Origin of the sequence: Thalassospira sp. MCCC 1A02898 (genome assembly GCF_001618185.1) — a bacterium.
Classification (GTDB): Bacteria; Pseudomonadota; Alphaproteobacteria; order Rhodospirillales; family Thalassospiraceae; genus Thalassospira; species Thalassospira tepidiphila.
In genome coordinates this window covers 376,295-394,481 of sequence record NZ_LPXK01000001.1, presented here as the reverse complement: position 1 = coordinate 394,481, position 18,187 = coordinate 376,295, and the positions used below count along the sequence as shown (strand labels likewise).

At 51.3% G+C, this 18,187-nt stretch carries 15 protein-coding genes and 1 pseudogene; 8 read left to right on the top strand and 8 right to left on the bottom strand.

What is annotated here, in order from left to right; genetic code table 11:
* Nucleotides 1–121 precede the first annotated feature (121 nt).
* Nucleotides 122–877: an SDR family NAD(P)-dependent oxidoreductase gene (locus AUQ41_RS01785; protein ID WP_063086250.1), complete on the bottom strand. Its 756-nt coding sequence runs from the start codon at nucleotides 875–877 to the stop codon at nucleotides 122–124.
* 187 nt (nucleotides 878–1,064) lie between these two features.
* Here AUQ41_RS01785 and AUQ41_RS01780 point away from each other — a divergent pair, with 187 nt between their 5' ends.
* Both AUQ41_RS01780 and AUQ41_RS01775 read left to right on the top strand, forming a co-directional pair.
* Nucleotides 1,065–1,961, top strand: a complete 897-nt coding sequence (locus tag AUQ41_RS01780) for an AraC family transcriptional regulator (RefSeq protein ID WP_063086248.1) — start codon at nucleotides 1,065–1,067, stop codon at nucleotides 1,959–1,961.
* Nucleotides 1,962–2,180: 219 nt separating this feature from the next.
* Nucleotides 2,181–3,026 (top strand): annotated as a pseudogene (locus AUQ41_RS01775) (YifB family Mg chelatase-like AAA ATPase); the annotation flags it as partial.
* Between the two features lie 367 nt (nucleotides 3,027–3,393).
* Here AUQ41_RS01775 and AUQ41_RS01770 read toward each other — a convergent pair.
* Complete coding sequence (locus tag AUQ41_RS01770) at nucleotides 3,394–3,894, bottom strand: helix-turn-helix domain-containing protein (RefSeq protein ID WP_223304932.1); 501 nt, start codon at nucleotides 3,892–3,894, stop codon at nucleotides 3,394–3,396.
* 649 nt (nucleotides 3,895–4,543) lie between these two features.
* On the opposite strand from AUQ41_RS01770, the gene AUQ41_RS20490 reads away from it, so the two are divergent.
* Nucleotides 4,544–4,879, top strand: a complete 336-nt coding sequence (locus AUQ41_RS20490; protein ID WP_083952712.1) for a TRAP transporter small permease subunit — start codon at nucleotides 4,544–4,546, stop codon at nucleotides 4,877–4,879.
* A gap of 83 nt (nucleotides 4,880–4,962) precedes the next feature.
* Here AUQ41_RS20490 and AUQ41_RS01760 read toward each other — a convergent pair whose 3' ends face one another.
* The 5 genes from AUQ41_RS01760 to AUQ41_RS01740 all read right to left on the bottom strand — a co-directional run bounded on the left by AUQ41_RS01760 (nucleotide 4,963) and on the right by AUQ41_RS01740 (nucleotide 12,996).
* A complete protein-coding gene (locus AUQ41_RS01760) occupies nucleotides 4,963–6,633 on the bottom strand; it encodes a methyl-accepting chemotaxis protein (RefSeq protein WP_063086832.1) in 1,671 nt (556 codons plus the stop codon).
* A 426-nt stretch (nucleotides 6,634–7,059) separates the two neighbouring features.
* Nucleotides 7,060–8,982, bottom strand: coding sequence for a TRAP transporter fused permease subunit (locus AUQ41_RS01755; RefSeq protein ID WP_063086242.1), 1,923 nt, complete (start codon nucleotides 8,980–8,982; stop codon nucleotides 7,060–7,062).
* Nucleotides 8,979–9,962: a TAXI family TRAP transporter solute-binding subunit gene (locus AUQ41_RS01750; protein ID WP_063086240.1), complete on the bottom strand. Its 984-nt coding sequence runs from the start codon at nucleotides 9,960–9,962 to the stop codon at nucleotides 8,979–8,981. The genes AUQ41_RS01755 and AUQ41_RS01750 overlap by 4 nt, the downstream gene beginning before the upstream one ends.
* Before the next feature lie 88 nt (nucleotides 9,963–10,050).
* Complete coding sequence (locus AUQ41_RS01745; RefSeq protein WP_063086238.1) at nucleotides 10,051–11,532, bottom strand: aldehyde dehydrogenase family protein; 1,482 nt, start codon at nucleotides 11,530–11,532, stop codon at nucleotides 10,051–10,053.
* A gap of 186 nt (nucleotides 11,533–11,718) precedes the next feature.
* Complete coding sequence (locus AUQ41_RS01740; protein ID WP_063086236.1) at nucleotides 11,719–12,996, bottom strand: Rieske 2Fe-2S domain-containing protein; 1,278 nt, start codon at nucleotides 12,994–12,996, stop codon at nucleotides 11,719–11,721.
* Here AUQ41_RS01740 and AUQ41_RS01735 point away from each other — a divergent pair.
* From AUQ41_RS01735 to AUQ41_RS01715, 5 genes are read left to right on the top strand one after another with little or no spacing between them, the layout of a single operon-like run.
* Nucleotides 12,985–14,079: a PDR/VanB family oxidoreductase gene (locus AUQ41_RS01735; protein WP_223304934.1), complete on the top strand. Its 1,095-nt coding sequence runs from the start codon at nucleotides 12,985–12,987 to the stop codon at nucleotides 14,077–14,079. The two genes, AUQ41_RS01740 and AUQ41_RS01735, sit on opposite strands and share 12 nt — an antisense overlap.
* A complete protein-coding gene (locus AUQ41_RS01730) occupies nucleotides 14,063–15,286 on the top strand; it encodes a Gfo/Idh/MocA family protein (protein WP_223304935.1) in 1,224 nt (407 codons plus the stop codon). The genes AUQ41_RS01735 and AUQ41_RS01730 overlap by 17 nt, the downstream gene beginning before the upstream one ends.
* Entirely contained in the window at nucleotides 15,283–16,275 is a 993-nt protein-coding gene (locus AUQ41_RS01725; RefSeq protein ID WP_175494872.1) for an ABC transporter substrate-binding protein, read from the top strand. The genes AUQ41_RS01730 and AUQ41_RS01725 overlap by 4 nt, the downstream gene beginning before the upstream one ends.
* Nucleotides 16,276–16,304: 29 nt before the next feature.
* Nucleotides 16,305–17,153, top strand: coding sequence for a carboxylating nicotinate-nucleotide diphosphorylase (nadC, locus tag AUQ41_RS01720; protein ID WP_196871246.1), 849 nt, complete (start codon nucleotides 16,305–16,307; stop codon nucleotides 17,151–17,153).
* Nucleotides 17,154–17,157: 4 nt separating this feature from the next.
* Nucleotides 17,158–17,607 carry a hypothetical protein gene (locus tag AUQ41_RS01715; RefSeq protein ID WP_063086230.1) on the top strand — a complete coding sequence of 150 codons (450 nt, stop codon included), beginning with the start codon at nucleotides 17,158–17,160 and terminating at the stop codon, nucleotides 17,605–17,607.
* A 15-nt stretch (nucleotides 17,608–17,622) separates the two neighbouring features.
* On the opposite strand, the gene AUQ41_RS01710 is transcribed toward AUQ41_RS01715, so the two are convergent.
* Entirely contained in the window at nucleotides 17,623–18,126 is a 504-nt protein-coding gene (locus tag AUQ41_RS01710; protein ID WP_063086228.1) for a MarR family winged helix-turn-helix transcriptional regulator, read from the bottom strand.
* Between the last annotated feature and the right edge of the window lie 61 nt (nucleotides 18,127–18,187).

The window sequence follows — 18,187 nt, the reverse complement described above, 5'->3', positions numbered from 1 at the left end:
ATGTTTTTATGCTTGCGCTTATCAGATCACGTAAACAACCCGGCACGCGGACTGATGTGCCGGGTTGTTTGTTTTAATCGCCCCGGTTCAGGGGAATTAAGAGCTGGATACGTGAGTGGGATCAGATCGTTTGACCGCCTGAAACCTCGATTCGCTGGGCTGTGACCCAGCGATTGTCATCACGCAGCAGGCTTGCAACCATCGGACCGATATCATCGGGCAAACCGACCCGGCCAAGGGCGGTCATGCTGGCAAAGGCCTCGTTATAGGCGGGGGTATCGCGGACTGCACCGCCAAGGAAGTCGGTCTCGATCGCGCCCGGGGCAACGCAATTGGCCGTGATGCCACGTTCGCCGAGTTCCTTGGCCAGATAGACCGTCAGAATTTCAATCGCACCCTTTGCCGCGGAATAGGCGGAAAAGCCCGGGAAGGACACGCGTGTCAGCCCCGAAGAATAGGTAATAATGCGTCCGTTATCGGCAAGTATCGGCAAAACCGCCTGGACCAGGAAGAACACGCCTTTGACATGGACATCAAACAGGGAGTCGAACTCTTGTTCAGTGGTTTCGGCGAACGGTGTCATTTCGCCGTGGCCGGCATTGTTGATCAGATGATCAAAACTGTCGCGTCCGAAGACTTCGGTCAGGGCCTTTTTCAGGGTGGCAACAAAGGCCGGGAAGGTCGAGATTTTGGTGACATCAAGTTGCAGCGCAACGGCCTTTTGGCCAAGGGCACGGATTTCTTCGACGACTTCCTGGGCCTGCGCTTCGTTGCCGCGATAGGTGACGATGACATCATTACCCGCCTTGGCAATGCTGATGGCGGCGTTGCGGCCAAGTCCGCGGTTGGCACCGGTGATCATGGAAATTTTCGACATGATGTTTCCTTTCAGGTTTATCGATGCCGCAAACCTACCCCTGTCTTGATGGTAGTTGTTGCCTGTCTGTCTATGAATTTTGCCTGTTTGTCCAAATGATGGAAAACGAATTGCAATATTGGGTCATATGCTTACCTATTAATCCAATCGACTTGTCCAAAAGACCCGTGTGAGCAGTGAAAGGCTTATGGTGCAAACCCTGTTTGATCTTGTTCGGCGCTATGCCGATGCGCATGTAGACCAGTCCGGTGTGGCCCAAACACCGGTGCCCGGCCTTTCGATGGTGCGGGTTCTCTATCCCGGTGCGCTTCAGGTGGCGATCAACCGGCCACTTGTTGCGATGGTGCTTCAGGGGCGCAAATTGGTGACAATGGGGGCGGAGACATTTGATCTTGGTCCGGGCGATGCGCTTTTGATTTCTGCAGACGTGCCGACCGTCAGCCAGATTTCCAAGGCAAGCGTTGCGGCGCCCTATTACGCGCTGATTCTTGAACTTGATCTGGCGATGATTGCCGATATTGCGGCGGCCATCGGCCTTCCGCACGGGCAAGGCGGGCCGATCTCTGTCGAGCGATTTGATCCCCATGTCGAAGATGTGGCAACCCGATTGATGCAGTTTCTGAACCGGTCCGGGGCGATTTCGGTCCTTGGTGATGGCCTGCTTCGTGAAATGCATTACTGGATGCTGTCAGGGTCACATGGCACTGCGATCCGCAGGCTGGGAACCGCAGACAGCCATGCCCAGCGTATCAGTCGCGCGGTGGCGCTGATTCGTGCGCAATTTGCCGAGACCCTTCGGGTGAATGAACTTGCCGAGGCCGCAGGCATGAGCATTTCGTCATTTCACCAGCATTTCCGTGCGGCAACGACGCTTTCGCCCCTGCAATTCCAAAAGCAGCTTCGCCTGATCGAGGCACGGCGAAGAATGATGGCCGAAGGCACGGCAATCGCCGATGCCGCTTATGCAGTCGGTTATGAAAGCGTGCCGCAGTTTACCCGCGAATATAGCCGCCTTTTCAATGTGTCACCGGGGCGCGATCTGCGTCAGACCCGGGTGGGAACATCCGGCCTACAACCGGCATAAGCCAATTTGAGCCATGCGACCAATCTGCCGACCTGACAGGGGTTGGCGTTGCCAGCGTTTGATATCATTGTGTTCTCTTAATGAACGGACCCTGACATAGCAGCATGGTATTTACGGGCTTAAACGGAACGCCAAGTGATTGCCCGTAAACGATATGTTGCCTTGCCCCCGGTTTCCCGTCAAAGTAATGCAACTTGGGGTTATGGGGGGTCAGGCAAATTGACAGCGCGGGTTACCACAGTTGCCTTTGCCGGGATTGAAACGATCCCTGTTGATGTTCAGGTGCAAATGGCAAGTGGCCTTCCGGCCTTTACTGTCGTTGGCCTGCCCGACAAGGCGGTGTCCGAGGCCCGTGAACGGGTGCGATCTGCGCTTTCGGCCATGGGATTGGCCCTGCCGCCCAAACGCATCACGATTAATCTGGCCCCGGCTGATTTGCTGAAGGAAGGGTCGCATTTCGATCTGCCGATTGCGCTGGGCATTCTGGCCGAGATGGATGTCATCGGCCATGACGATATCGAACGGTTCTTGGTACTGGGTGAATTGGGGCTTGATGGCAGCATCACCAAGGTTGGCGGTGTCTTGCCCGCCGCCATGGAAGCCGGGATGCAGGAATGCGGCATCATTTGTCCGAACGCCAACGGGGCGGAGGCCCTTTGGGCCGGTGATCTTGAGATTCTGGCGCCCGCAAGCCTTGTGGCCCTGATCAATCATTTCAAAGGCACGCAAATTCTGCCCCGCCCGATCCGGCGTGACGCAGACGAGATCAATGATTTCCATGGTGATCTGCGCGATATTAAGGGACAGGAAAGTGCGAAACGTGCGCTTGAGATCGCAGCAGCCGGGGGCCATAACCTTTTGATGTCGGGACCGCCGGGATCGGGGAAATCGATGCTGGCGGCCCGCTTGCCGGGCATTCTGCCCGATCTTGATGCCAGACAGGCGCTTGAAACCACGGTCATCCATTCCGTATCCGGAATGTTGCCCGAAGGCGGGCTGATCAGAACGCGTCCTTTCCGCCAGCCTCATCACTCTGCCTCGATGCCAGCCCTCGTCGGTGGGGGTGTAAATGAACACAAAATATGAGACTGTAAAATTAAATATGAGAACTTGTGTCGGAAAATATGAGAATGCCAAAATGGTACGGGTGAATCTCAAATTTTCGTTGTGAAGACAGTATTCAGTTTCACATACGAATTTAATTGAACAGCACCATATAATTTTTATATTAGTCATAGTGTGAGTTGCGGGATCAGTTCCCTCGTGCTAGCGAGAAAACCCTGCAGCAAGAGAATTGGAGCGGGTGACTTAGGTTGCGCCGCTTTTTTTATTTAACTTGATTTATCCGATGCGGACGCCCTAGTGATCGTATCAAACGGAGTTTTCGGGATCGCTTTGATCCGTTGAGAACTCCGTCGTATCGGCTAGCTATTCAGATACCCCTGTCTGTTTTGCTGCTGTTGTATTTCGAGATCGATTTTATCAGTTCAAATATCCGTTCACGCAACACATCATCCTCAACACCGTAATAACTGCGTACAAGTTCTAAAGTTTCTCGCCGCTGCATAGGGTCCTCACGAGAAACGAAGAGTTGAGTAACAATCTTGTTGCGTTGAGCAATAGACTTGTCAGTAAGATCGCGTGGTATGTCATCGTAGAAATAACTGACCGGAACTTTGAGTGCTTGGGCAATATCATATAGCCTTGATGCACTTACTCGATTGGTTCCCCGCTCATACTTTTGAACCTGCTGGAAAGTAATACCCAAAAGTTTAGCAATTTCTGTCTGCCCGAAACCGTTAAGCATGCGGAGCTCGCGCAATCTTCTACCGACATGAAGATCAATTGGGTGAGGTCCTACTGTTTTTGTTTTTCGCCGTCCGTTACGCATTGGTTTGCGACGGCGATTATCGTCTGGCTGTTTAGAAGGCATGCTTGTCTGATTCCGCGGACGCATTGAGAGAATAATATTCTAAATAATGCAAATTCGGGAGCTGTTGCTATTCATGTTTGAGCATTTTGATAGTGAAGAAATGTAAGTGATCAGCTCTCTTCTGCACTATTAAAGCGCAATCAGCTTATCTACATTGTGCTGCCTTTCAAATTTTCTGAGAATGGAGCTCTCAATCATCCTTCCTCAAACGGGGTGTGGGAGAAACTATCGGACGTTTTGCGTGGAGGATTGCAAAGCTTTTCGTCTCGGTTATCTGCTGACAATTAGATAGGCTACTGCAGAAAATCCGTTGGCGCGCTGACCTTTCTAAAACGCAAGAAGCCGCCTACCAGGTGGTTAGTCTGGATCAAAGGCGGCTTCTCTAATTGAGAGGTGATTGCTTTAGATAGAACCAACTCGGTATCAGCTGAACCAATGTGTGATTTATTGACGGTATTGTCAATAAATCCCCGATCACAAAACACCCCAGGTATGAGGTCTGTACAATCAATAAATCGCCCATTAAGCGTGCTCAAAACAACACCTTTGAAATCAGACTGACATGCAGTCACTCTCATCATGAAACAAAAAAGAAAATCAGGTTGAACATCGGGTATCATTCATAACCGGTATAATGCTCCGTCTCTAGATTGAAACAATTGTTGGCTATGCAATCATTGTCGTGAGCTTCGTGGGTATCAGTATCGGCATCCGGCTCGGAAGTCATATTTCGGTCGATTTCCTTGATGCTTTTGTCCCGGAAAAATACGTTCCGGCGTTACATGCGATTGCCATGGCCCTCGGGATTATATTTGCCATTGCGCTAATCTATTATGGAGGAAAACTCTTCCTGCCCCCTTGGGCGCGGTCAGTTATCCCCGCCTCTTACAGCATGATCCGGAGACTGATTTTATCATTACTGACAGCACTGCGCACTGAACTGATTGAAGGTAAGTCGAGGGCGCTCACCCCGCCATTTCCATGACAAAGACAAATGAATCACAAGCAACGGATATCACTCAAATAACTTTTATCTCGGCCCTGACACTTCGAAAGGATGTTTGACAGTTAGACTGCTCGAACAGAACTCAGGAATGCTTGCACTTTCTCACGCAATTTGTCTGTTTCATGTAATAAACTGCCCGAAGCATCTAATACTTGTTCAGCTGCTCCACCTGTCGAAACCGCAGCTTCATTCACACTAATAATACTACTAGTGACTTCGGTGGTACCCCCAGCGGCTTCTTGGACGTTGCGAGTGATCTCGAGTGTAGCAGCTCCCTGTTGCTCAACAGCGCTTGCAATTGCTGCCGAAACTTCACTAATCTCCGAGATAGTGGAAGAGATTGCAGCGATTGCCTCAACCGCACCATCAGTCTCACTTTGGATATTTGAAACCTGCGCAGTAATCTCATCAGTTGCTTTTGATGTCGCTGTCGCCAAATTCTTGACTTCTGCAGCCACCACAGCGAAACCCTTACCCGCGTCACCAGCACGAGCAGCCTCAATCGTCGCATTTAGAGCAAGAAGGTTAGTTTTCTCGGCAATATCGCTAATCAGTCCAACAACGTCACCAATCTTTTGCGCTGCATCCGCCAACCCACGTACCCGGACATTCGTTTCTTCCGCATTTACAACGGCTCGAGCTGCAACCGTGGATGACTGCCCCACCTGTTGATTTATTTCGCTAATCGAAGCGCTTAACTCTTCAGTTGCACTCGCTACTGTTTGAACGTTAGTCGAGGCCTGTTCGGCCGCTGTCGCAACTATCCCAGCTTGCCGACTTGTCTCTTCTGCAGTATTGGTCATTCCAGTCGCAGTCGATTGCATTTCCTTGGCCGCAGTTACGAGGGCTTTGAGCACAAAAGCCATTTCACTGTCAAACTCGGCGGTAAGTTCGCTTATCTTCTCGGCTCGTTTTTCTCTTAATTTTAGCGCTTCAGCTTCTTTCGTGGCAAGCTGATCAGCACGAATCATGTTTTCTTTGAACACCAATACTGCTTGAGACATTTCTCCAATTTCATCTCCACGATGCTCACCTGGAACATTTGCTTCTTTGTCCCCCGCAGCTAACTTTTTCATCACTTCAGTAATTTGCACGATAGGTTGAGAGATGCCCCTCCCAATTAACCACGCGAAAATTACACCAATGATGATTGCAGCACCCGCTAGTATCTCGCTGATCAAAACAGATCTTTTAGATGCAGCAGCAGCGCGCGGGCCGATCTCATCTTGCTCTGCTTTTACGTCAAGCTTGAGGTCTTCTAACTCACTGGCAACAATCGGCCCGATACGCTCTAACTCATTGGAAACCAAATCGCCACGTACTGGATCAAAAACCGAGAGCGAAACGATTTCTTCAAAAGATTCAGAATATGCTGTCAAGTTATCTGAAACTACTCTCGAGGCCTCTTTTCGGTTTCCTTCGGACAGTAAAGACCCTAGTTCTTGATTCAACAGCTTAGTCGTGTCGAGCATATCAAGTACTATTTGGGCATCTTCAGGGCTATTGCTTAATAGATAATCTTTAACTGCCACCCGTGCCTCCAACAGCTTCTCCTGCACACGGACCGCTTGATTTGATTGGAGAACAACTTCTCTGTAACGCGTAAAGTCTGTCCCCACACTACTCATGGAAACGACGCCTAACACGGCAACGGTTGCCAGAAGCAACAGGATGAGCGCAAAGCCTCCGAAAACTTTTGTCGAGATTTTTAAGTTACGCATTAGATTAGTCATCGCTTTCCTCCGAACGGCCAGCATTCGCTGGCTGCTGCTTCCAATTGTTATTCTAAGCCAGATGTGTCATTGGCCCTTTTATAATTAGAGATCGAAGATATTATGCCATTTTATTTCAGTAAATGAAGTCGCGTCAGCCAGGATAAACATCTCCTGAGGCTGGAAATAGACATGCGCACGCGAGTAATCCGCTACGCACAAAACTAACCGCGACGCTTACCCTAATCGACGGTCGGGATGCAGCACTGGGATAACTATAGACGAAACGGGATCGGTAAAATGCAGTGACCATGAGCTCCGCAGCATAAAGCTGCCGGTAAAAAGTCCAATCTCGGGAAAATGCAATATCAAACAGCCCTATGACATCGCGAAAAAAAGGGAGGCATGAAGCATATGCGCACACCTCCCTTGCACAACTGGAACGCATCAAGCTCCAGGAACTTTTTGATCCTTCGCCTCTTTCGCTGAGGAGGGTGACGTTGAGAAGTAGTTTCGTGCAAGTAGTGCACTGCCCACAACAATCGCACCCAAAGATACGAGCATGTACGGCGCGACACTGCCAACAGCGACGCAAATGAACAGGCTTCTCATTAGCCGCGACAGAGTGCCATTCATATAGCCCTCTATTGCAGCCGCCAGTGAAATCGTTCCGATAACACCGCCGATCACGGCAAGCCCAATCTCAATGGATGAACCGGAACCGATGATAGCAGGATTCCAAATAAAGACGAATGGCAGCAGAAAGCCGACTGCGGCAAGTTTGACTGCATCAAACGCAATCTTGAATGGATCCTCTTCTGCAATGGCCGCTGCCGCCAGCGCCGCAACCGCAATCGGTGGCGTCAAGGCCGACAGGATCGCGTAGTAAAGCAAGAACATATGAGACTCAAGAAGCGGATATCCCAACTTTGAAAGTGCTGGCCCAACGAGAACTGCTGCAAGAATGTAAGCACTTGGTGTTGGCATCCCTAAACCGAGAATGATGGTCACCACAGCGGAAATCATCAAGGTGATAACCGGATCCGCACCACTGATTGTCATGATCACGTTTGCCGCTTTCATGCCAAGGCCCGTCATAGACAGACCTCCGATTACAAGTCCCGCAGCCGCGCACGCGCCAGCAACGGGGAGGATGCGCAGTGTGGTTTCACCAAGGCCTTCAACTACACGCCAAACGCTCATGCGGGTTCGCGCAGAGCAAGCCGCTGCAATGACGACAGAAGCAGCTCCCAAGCCTGCCGTCATGGTTGGCGAATAACCAAGCGACAGTGCGAGTATGATCACCGCGATCGGGACAATAAACATCCAGCCATTAATGAGGGTTGCCTTAAGCGTAGGGACATCATCTGGATAGGAGCGCAGATCGCGTTTGACCGCGCGCAAGTGAACCTGCGAGAAAACGCCAAGATAGTAAAGGATCGCTGGAATAATCGCGGCGTAGACGACTTCGCGATACGCAAACCCTGTGTACTCAGCAAGAATGAACGCGGCTGAGCCCATGATAGGCGGCATGGCGCTGCCACCTGTGGATGCAGCAACTTCAACTGCGCCGGCGAAACGCGATGAATAGCCAAGGCGCTTCATGATTGGGATCGTTATCGAGCCCGTCGCGACGACATCAGATACGGGACTGCCTGAAATCGTTCCATACATGCCTGATGAGATAACAGCGACCTTTGCTGGACCACCGGGGCTCTTTCCAGTCAGCGAGGCAGCAAGGTTAAAGAAGAAGTCCCCTCCGCCAGCAAATGACAGCAACGTCCCGAACAGAACAAATAGGAAAACATAGCTAGCGACAACCTGGATCGGGACACCAAAGACACCGTCCGTTGTAAAGATTAGCGCATCCAGCAGGTAGGTGTATTCGATCACTCCGTGCCCAAAGGGCGGGGGTAGCAAGTGACCGAACAGGTTGTAGGCCATAAAACCGAGAACAACGATCGTAAGACCTGCACCCGTCGTGCGACGCGTCGCTTCAAGTGACAAGAATAGAAGTGACGACCCGAAGAAAAGTTGAGCAGGTGTAAGCTCTTCAAGCAAAGTAATCCGGCTTGAAATCACACTTGCATTCACAAGGAAAAACACTCCGGTAGCGAGGCTCAGTACACTTAACACCCAATCAATAATGGTCGGTTTGTCCCGTGCATTAGTTGTTGCACCGACCACCAAGAAGAGCATCGAGAACAAGGCGCTAAGAAACAGAATGCCAATTATAAGCGGGTCCGAGATAACGAAGAGGTTGCCGTAAATAACCCCGATCGCAAATAGCGCCGCCAAGCTGATCAGAACTTTGTGGGGTAGGGCCGCAAACGTACGTTTGCGGCCTGTGTTTACAAGTGACTTCATCATTTGAGAAGTCCTGCCTCGCGATATGCCCGTTCTGCACCGGGATGGAACGGCAGAACATCCTGATCAGCCATAAGCTCCGGGGTCAGCGCCTTCATAGAACCGTGAACCGCCTTGATCTCGTCAACATTTGCAATCAAAGCCTTGGTAAGGTCATATGCAGTTTCTTCCTCCATCTGATCCGTCGCCACCAGAAGAGCACCAAGGGCCGACGTTTCGACATCATTTGGCTGATTGGAATAACTTCCTCCGGGGATTGTATAAGTTTGAGTTCCGAAACGGGCATTCGTGGCATCAATTACATTCTGGGGAATGTCGAGGACAATGACTTCATTGTTTTCGTCAATTGCGCGGAATGAGGAATGAAGAACAAAGACACCATTGGTAACAATGTCGATACGACCATCCTTCAGCAGTTCTGCCTGGTCGTTTGCCCCGGCCTGAACAATGCGTCCACCATTTGCCTCAACAGCTTCCGTGGTTAACCCAGCTTGTTCGAGCATGAACAACGCTACGTTGGACGTAATGTTACCCGAACGGTTTACACCAATACGCACCGGTGCTTTTGCTGTTGCAAGATCGTCGAGGCTATCGATGTTGTATTCGTCGGCAATCGACTTCGCCAAGAAGAAATGCATCGGCGCCCAATTATACATGTAACCAATTGCACGCATGTTGTTTACAGGAGCCTTGAAGGGTTCTTCACCTGCCAGAGCAATCTTCACTTCAGCGTTGTGAACTAATCCCGTATCCGTCCGGTTTGCTCCCAGCAAACCAATATTTGCAAATCCACCACCAGTTGCCTGATATGTTACAACGGAATTTGGGTCTGATTGTTTTACGGCACGGTCGATACCTGCGCCGAGAAGGGACCACAAGCCACCCGGATTGCCACCTGAGAGCGTCAGGTTTACCGGTTCAGCCTGTGCAGTGTTAACGCCGAAGGCCAGTCCAATAGCCGCGGCAAGAGTCAAAAGCCTCATTCTTTCCTCCCTAATGGGTAAGATCTCAATTTATAATTTCTGTTATTTTTATTGGATGCCGACCGTCAAAGGTCCCACTGGAACGGCATCAGGCCTCGAAAGTGATATTGACGTTCTTTTGCTCGGTGTAAGACAGCATCTCGCCCAAGCATTCTTCGCGTCCGATGCCGGATTGCTTCATCCCGCCATACGGTGTGCCAAGGAAATGGTCGCTGGAATTGTTGACCCAGACATACCCGGCGCAAATGTCATCAACTGCACGCATAGCTTGTGAGATATCGCGCGTCCAAACCGAGGCAGTGAGCCCGTAATCAACCCCATTTACCGCTTCGATCAGGGAGTCATAGTCACTCCATTTGAGGACGCTCAGCACCGGTCCGAACACTTCTTCTTGCGCAATGCGCATATCGGGGGTGACGTCAGCAAATACAGTCGGTCGAACAAAGAAGCCATGAGACAGCTCTTCGGGTACATCGCCGCCCGCCACCATCCTGGCACCTTCATTCTGCGCTATTTCTATGTAACCGCGGACCTTGTCATACTGACCGCGCGTCGAGAGACAGCCCATTTCGGTACTAGGTGAGAGTGGATCGCCCGGCTTTACTGCATCAAATGCGGCGGCCAACTGATCAACGACGGGATCATATAGGCTTTCATGGACGAATACCCGACTGGTCGAGCCACAAGACTGTCCTGCTGTCCATGGCAGGTTCATGCCCTTGACCGCGCTTTGAACAGCCTTTTCAACATCCGCATCCGGGAACATGACAAGTGCGTTCTTTCCGCCCAGTTCCAATGACACATGTTTAAGTGTATCGGCAGCCTGACGCATGACGGCACGCCCGGTTGCGGCACTGCCGACAACGCTGACGCTGGCGATACCGGGATGGGTTGAAAGTCCTGCCCCCAGATCAGGGCCGCCATTCAGCACATTCAAAACGCCTGGTGGGAAAAGTCCGCCAATAAGTTCGGCAACCTTTAGGCTTGAAAGCGGTGTTTCTTCCGATGGTTTGATGATCACACTGTTGCCAGCCATGATTGGCGGCGCAAGCTTTGCGCAGGCGAACATCAGCGGGTGATTAAATGGGACGATGCGTGCCACGACACCAACAGGCTCTCGCACAACATAGTTCACTTTCCCCGCCCCAACCGGGACGGTCTCACCTTTAATCTCCGTGGCCAAGCCCGCAAAGAATTCCATCAAGGTAACTGCGATATCCACGTCAAACAGCATCCCCCGCAACGAGTTACCGCTGTCGAGAGCGTCAAGTCGCGCGAGTTCTTCCTTGTGCTCCTTGATCTTGCTTGCAGCTTCGCGCATAACACGCGACCGTTCCAAAGGGATCGTCTTCGCCCAAATTTTCTGACCTGCAGTTGCAGCTTTTACAGCGGCTTCAAGTTCTTCCTCGCCGGCACTGTCAACTTTGGCAACTTCTTGTCCGGTCGATGGGGAATAAACCGGTATCTGCTGGCTAGAACTTCTATGCCAAGCTCCACCATAATAAACCCCTTGGGGGAGTTTGTTGGGCAATGTGCCCAGGGCTGCAGAAGCGGCGACTACCTGCTTCATGTGATTTTTCCTCCCGGGAATTTCCGTGTTTATTATTTTTTGTAATCACGGAAAGGTCTCTCTGGTCTTTTTTATAAGATATCTAAATTAAATGGCAGCAAAGGAGATCAGTCAACCATAAAATTAGATATCTTAGTTTTGTTCGAAAAAAATAGCAGGCTCACAAACGAACCTGCTATCAAAACCTTATTCGGCAGCGACACTTTTCTCTTCCACAAGAGTTCGCCAATCCACTGTCTGCGGATAGACCCCCTCGCGCGAAGCGATGTCTGCATGCGGAATTCTTGGCTCGACGGTACCGATCGCATCGCCACCGGCAGCAACTTTTCTGGCTGCATCAACCATCAAGCGGCGAAACTCGACAATCGCGAGATCGGAAGCCCCAAGAATATCTACCGATCGATCAACAATGGCACCCATAGATACCCACATCACAATATCCTGATTGGGAATACCCTTAACACCCGTGAAACTCCCGAGCTTCATAGCCTGGCGATCCTGCAGGAAATTATTGTGCAATTGACGCTGGGAGACCCAACGATCATCAAGGTGAATGCCTTTTTGTGCGTGATTGAATTTTCGCCACTCTTCGGTTGTCGGACAGGCCTTTCCACCCCAGGCAATGAAATGGAAATGAGTGGTTTCATCGTCAATAGGAACGATAACACTCGCAACATTATAATTGTTATTCGGCGGGATCAGAGATGTATAGGGTGCAATATACTCGGTAATACGAAGATAGTTATGGGTACTAGGATTTTTGATCGGCTTACGGATCGCAGCATAGTGGAAGCCGTAGCTGGTCGTTTGGGTCTGCATGCGCGGAGATTTATCCGTCGAAGGGCGGTACCATGCCTGATCATCCGCGGAAGCGCCTTCAACGCGGGCCGGCTTCATATCCGATGAATGCAAACTGGACGAATGTGCGGAATCGATCTGCCCTTCGGTAATCTGCGCCCAGTTGGCCGGAATCCTGATTTTCAGGATTGAAACCTGGGTATCTTCGGTCGGGGCAAATGCAGGTGGCGAAAACGGATACATGTCTTCTTCTTCGCCAAGCCATGCCCAAACAAAGCCCCCCCATTCGACGGTCTTGTAAGACTTGTGCTTTACCTTCTCATGTAGCGGACTGCCTTCGGGTTCGGACGACATGGCAACACAGTTGCCTTCAACATCGAACTTCCAGCCGTGATAGAGGCACCGCAGTCCGCAATCTTCGTTACGACCAAAAACCAGAGATGCACGTCTGTGCGGGCAGAGCTCATCAAGAAGACCAAGCTTTCCGTTTGAATCCCGAAAGGCGACATAGCGATTGCCAATCGCCTCCACCAGCAGCGGTTTGCCATCCGCTTCGGCAACTTCTTCAATGAGGCAAACCGGCGTCCAGTGCTGGCGCATCAGCTTCCCCATTGGCGCATCACCCGAGACGCGGGTTAACAGGTCATTCTCTTCATGGCTGAGCATAACGTGAACTCTCCTCCTTTGTGTTTTCTTAGATATCAAAGAATCAATATCACATCATTACAGGCATCTAGTGACTTGACAAGAATTATTAGATATCTAATTTATTCATCAAAGTTACTTCGGGAGGAAAAAATGTCAACAGAATTAGAAAGCATAAAAATGCGCGTAGAGGCACGGCGTCAGCTAACGCCTTATATTTGCGAGTTTACGCTTTCCCCCGTGGATGAGATCGAACTCCCTGCCTTTGCGCCGGGATCGCATATCACCGTCGAAACGCCATCCGGCGCGATGCGCCGCTATTCGCTTGTTAATGATGGGGAATTTCCGGAAACCTACGTGATTGCCGTGAAACGCGAGCCTGAATCGCGTGGCGGATCATCCTCAATGCACGAGTCAGCTACTGAAGGTAGCGAGATTACAATTCAGGCACCCGAGAACTCGTTCGCACTCAAAAATGCACCGAAATATTTGCTGATTGCAGGCGGAATCGGGGTCACTCCAATTTACGCAATGGCCAATCACCTGTCTGCGCAGGGCAAGCCGTTCGAGATGATCTACTGCACCCGATCTGCCGAGGAAACTGCATATCTGGATGATATCAAAAACGCATTCGGATCACGCGTTAAGTTTCATCACGACAATGGCGATCTCAATCAGGTTTATGATTTCTGGGATCACTTCGAAGAGCCCGGTGCCGGGCATGTCTATTGCTGCGGTCCATCCCCCTTGATGGAAGAAATCAAAGCCATCTCAGGCCATTGGCCGGAAGGGCGTGTGCATTTCGAAGACTTCAAAGCCGTCGATGCCGTGCGCGAAGACGATAAACCGTTTGAAGTGAAAGTCGCCAATCTCGATACCACCATCACGGTTCCTGCTGACAGGTCCGTTCTCGAAGCACTTCGTGATAATGGCATCAAAACGGTAAGCTCTTGTGAAAGCGGCACCTGTGGCACTTGCCGCTGCAAGCTGATCGAAGGGGATGTTGACCATCGCGACATGGTCCTGATGGATGAAGAAAAAGACAGCCAGATCATGATTTGTGTCTCCCGCGCAAGGGAGGGAAATCTTGTCATCGAACTCTAATCAGCCGAAGCTTGAGGCGCCCTTGCGCCTTGGCGTCATCGGGCTTGGTCGCGGGTTCATGCTGACATTGCCAAGCATCAATGCAGATGATCGGGTGCAACTTGTTGCGGCATGCGCACCGCGGGAATCTTCACGTGCGGCGTTCGAGCAGGAGTTTGGCGGGCGCACCTATCAGAACGTCGAGGATATTTGCGCCGATCCGGACGTCGAAGCCGTCTATATCGCCACACCGCATCAAATGCATGTCGATCACGTGGAAATTGCTGCGAAAGCCGGAAAGCATGTTTTGGTTGAGAAGCCACTTGCGATCCATCTTGAAGACGGCATCAAAATGGTCGAAGCCTGTGAGAAAGCGGGCGTGCAACTGATTGTGGGCCCCAGCCACAGCTTTGATGGGGCTGTAATGTTGGCCCATAAGATCATTCAGTCTGGCGATGTCGGCAACGTCCGCATGATTCATGCAATGAACTATACCGACTTCCTATATCGTCCGCGTCGACCGGAGGAACTCGTCACAGAAGAAGGCGGCGGAGTGATTTTCAGTCAGGCTGTCCACCAGCTTGATATTGTTAGGCTTCTGGGTGGCGGCATGATGAAAACCATCACTGCGGCCACCGGGAACTGGGATCCGGCCCGCCCGACTGAAGGCGCATATAGCGCATTGGCTACATTTGAAGGCGGTGCCTTTGCCTCTTTGACCTATTCGGGCTACGCGCATTTTGATTCCGATGTATGGCAAGGCTGGGTTGGCGAACTTGGCTATCCGAAGGACCCTGAAAGCTACGGTCAAGCCCGCAAAGCCTTGACCAAGGTTTCAAGCCCGGAAGAAGAATCCGCCCTGAAATCCGGTCGAACATATGGCGAAACCCCGGCACGACCACCCGCGCCAAACCACGAACATTTTGGCCCGATCATTGTCTCGTGTGACGGCGGCGATCTGCGGATTACGCCCAACGGGGTTTGGCTGCACGGCCATTTCGAACAGAAATACATTCCTGCACCGCTGGAGATGGGCCCACGCGCCGGCGTTAACTCCGCCTTGATTAAAGCTGTCCGCTTTAACGCTCCGCCATCACAAACCGGGCGCTGGGGCCTTGCCACGCTTGAAGCGTGCCACGCGATTTTGCAATCCGCAGAAGCGGCAGCACCGGTCAAGCTGCTTCATCAAATACAGACACAAAAAACAAATATTGGAGGAAACTCGTGAGTAATCTGACACTTTCACTTGCCTACGGAGACTATGATCGCACCAGGCCGATTTTTGATGGACGCGTCAAAATTGATGGCGTAGATCCCGTATCAATGCTGCTGTCCCCGGAAGAAATGTTCTTCCGGGCATTCCGTAACGAAGATTTCGATGTCAGCGAGCTTTCATTTTCGTCCTACTGCGTAAAACTCGCACGAGAAGAATCTCACTATGTGGCAATTCCGGTCTTCCTGTCGCGCGCCTTCCGCCACACGTCGGTTTACATCCGGACGGACAAAGGCATCAATAGCCCCGAAGACCTCAAAGGACGCCGCATCGGTATTGCGGAATATCAGCTGACGGCAAATGTCTGGGTGAGAGGCATTCTTGAGGATGACTATGGGGTAAAACCATCCGACATCCATTGGGTACGTGGTGGCATGGACACGCCGGGTCGGCCGGAAAAGATCAAGGTTGATCTGCCCGATGATGTCAAAATGACCCAGGCGCCAGACGGTGCGACGCTTAATCAGATGCTGATGGACGGTGAGATTGATGGTTTCATTGGTCCGCGTTGGCCAAAATGCTTTAACGAAGGTCACCCGCATGTCGGGCGCCTGTTCACTGACAGCATTTCAGCGGCAGAAGACCACTATAAACGTACATCGATCTTCCCGATCATGCATGTGTTGGGTGTCCGCAAAAGCTTGGCTGAGCAGCATCCATGGCTTCCCGGGGCGCTGCTTAAGGCGTTCTCGCAATCAAAGAAGATGGCGCTTGATGCGCTGAGCGACACGTCCGCGACGAAGGTCACGATGCCGTTTGTCGAAGACACGCTTGATCGCGCGAAAAACCTTCTGGGTGATGATCTTTGGCCCTATGGCGTTGCGCCAAACCGCAAAGTCATCGAGACGTTCCTTGACTATCACTACCGCCAAGGACTTTCACCGCGCAAACTTTCGATCGACGAGCTTTTCCACCCCTCCACGCGTGAGGTCTTCAGCCTATGACCAATACCATCGCAAAAACATCTGCAGTCATGCCCTCCTTGCCGCACATTCTGATCGAGGAAGGCGTTCGCGCCGCCCTTAAGGAGGATCTTGGACGCGCCGGCGACCTGACCACGGATGCAACAATTGGTCCTGATCTCAGTGCAAAAGTATCTTTGGTCTCGCGTGAAGCCGGGCGTTTATGTGGTGTCGATTTCGCACGAAGTTCCTTTGCACTTGCCGGTGCGGGGCTGGCGTTTGAGGCATTCAAGAAGGATGGAGATGTTCTGGCCCCGGGTGATGAAATCGCCCGGGTGACCGGCAATGCACGTGCCATACTGTCATCGGAACGCGTTGCGCTAAACTACCTGTGCCATCTGTCAGGCATCGCAACGACAACCGCAAAGTTCGCAGATCTAATTGCTCATACAAAGGCACGCATTTGCTGTACGCGGAAAACCACACCGGGCCTGCGCGCATTTGAAAAGTATGCGGTGCGCTGTGGGGGCGGTGCCAACCATCGCTTTGGTCTTGATGATGCCGTCCTGATCAAAGACAACCACATTGCCGTTTGCGGATCTATCACCAACGCAATTGAAGCTGCCCGCAATTATGTCGGCCATCTTGTCGTAATCGAGATCGAAGTCGACACGCTGATACAGCTTGAAGAAGCCCTTGCAGCGGGCGCATCAACGGTGCTGGTTGATAATTTCGGCATCAACGGTCTGAAAGAGGCGGTTGCCCTTAATGCCGGCCGTGCGCGGATCGAAGCATCCGGTGGCATCAATATCGACACCATCAAGGACGTTGCTGAAACCGGGGTTGATTATATCTCAAGCTCGAAAATCACGATCTCGGCACCAACCCTTGATATTGGCCTCGACGTAACACTGGGATAGGAAAATGAAACAGTTTCAGCCAGGCGATGTGATTGAGGTCAAACTTCCGGGTGGTTTTGCCTATGTACAGATCACACATAATCACCCGGCCTATCCAGAAGTCATTCGTGCATTGCCGGGTTACTACAAAAAACCTCCGGAAAACATTCTCGAACTCGCATCAGGTCAATCAGTCTTCACGGTTATGCTGCCGTTATTTTCCGCAATCGAGCGAGGCATGCTTGAAGGGCGAAAAGTGACAAGCACGAAGGTCCCCTCCAGTGACAGCACCTTCCCGACATTCCGTATTCCCATCAGGGACCGACAAGGAAATGTTGTCTATTGGTGGTTCTGGGATGGTGAAGGACTGAATTATGATGCAAATCCAGATGCCGGAAGCGAAAACATGCCGCTTCGCGAAATAACCACGACCGATACCTTTATCGAGAGGCTTTCTGCGACCGCGCCGTGTTAAATACCTGAAAAAAACTTAAGTCGGAATGCGGGTAGGAGGGACCTTTCGCCCCTCTTCACCTGCTTTTCGCTCATCCTCTTCAAGATTATCCAGAATCAGAAGCATCCCCTTACGGATTATATCCAACTCGGAAGATGACAATCCTGCCAGCGCAACCTCGTTCACCTCTACGGCAAGCGGTTCAAGTTCGATGCGCAGTTCTTTGCCACGCTTGGTCAGAAACACATGCTGTTTTCGCTTGTTTCCGGCTAGCGTTCTTTTTTCAAGAAAACCAAGCGCTTCAAGCCGCTGCAGAGCCGTGTGGGTTGTGGGTTCAGTTAATCCGGCTTCTTCACTCAACTCACGTTGTGTCAGACCTTCCTGCTCCCACAGGATGCGTAAAAATATCCACTGCCCGAACGTAACATGATGAGAGGCCAAACGTATTTGCAAAGACCGGTTAAAACCCCGAGTTGCCAACCGGATAATATGAGCAAGACGCTCTCGCGAATTGGGAACTCTGTTTTCTTTATCGGTCATGAACAAAACGACGCCCTTAAAGCCAACTGAAATATTTTGCGTTTGACTGATACAGTCGTCG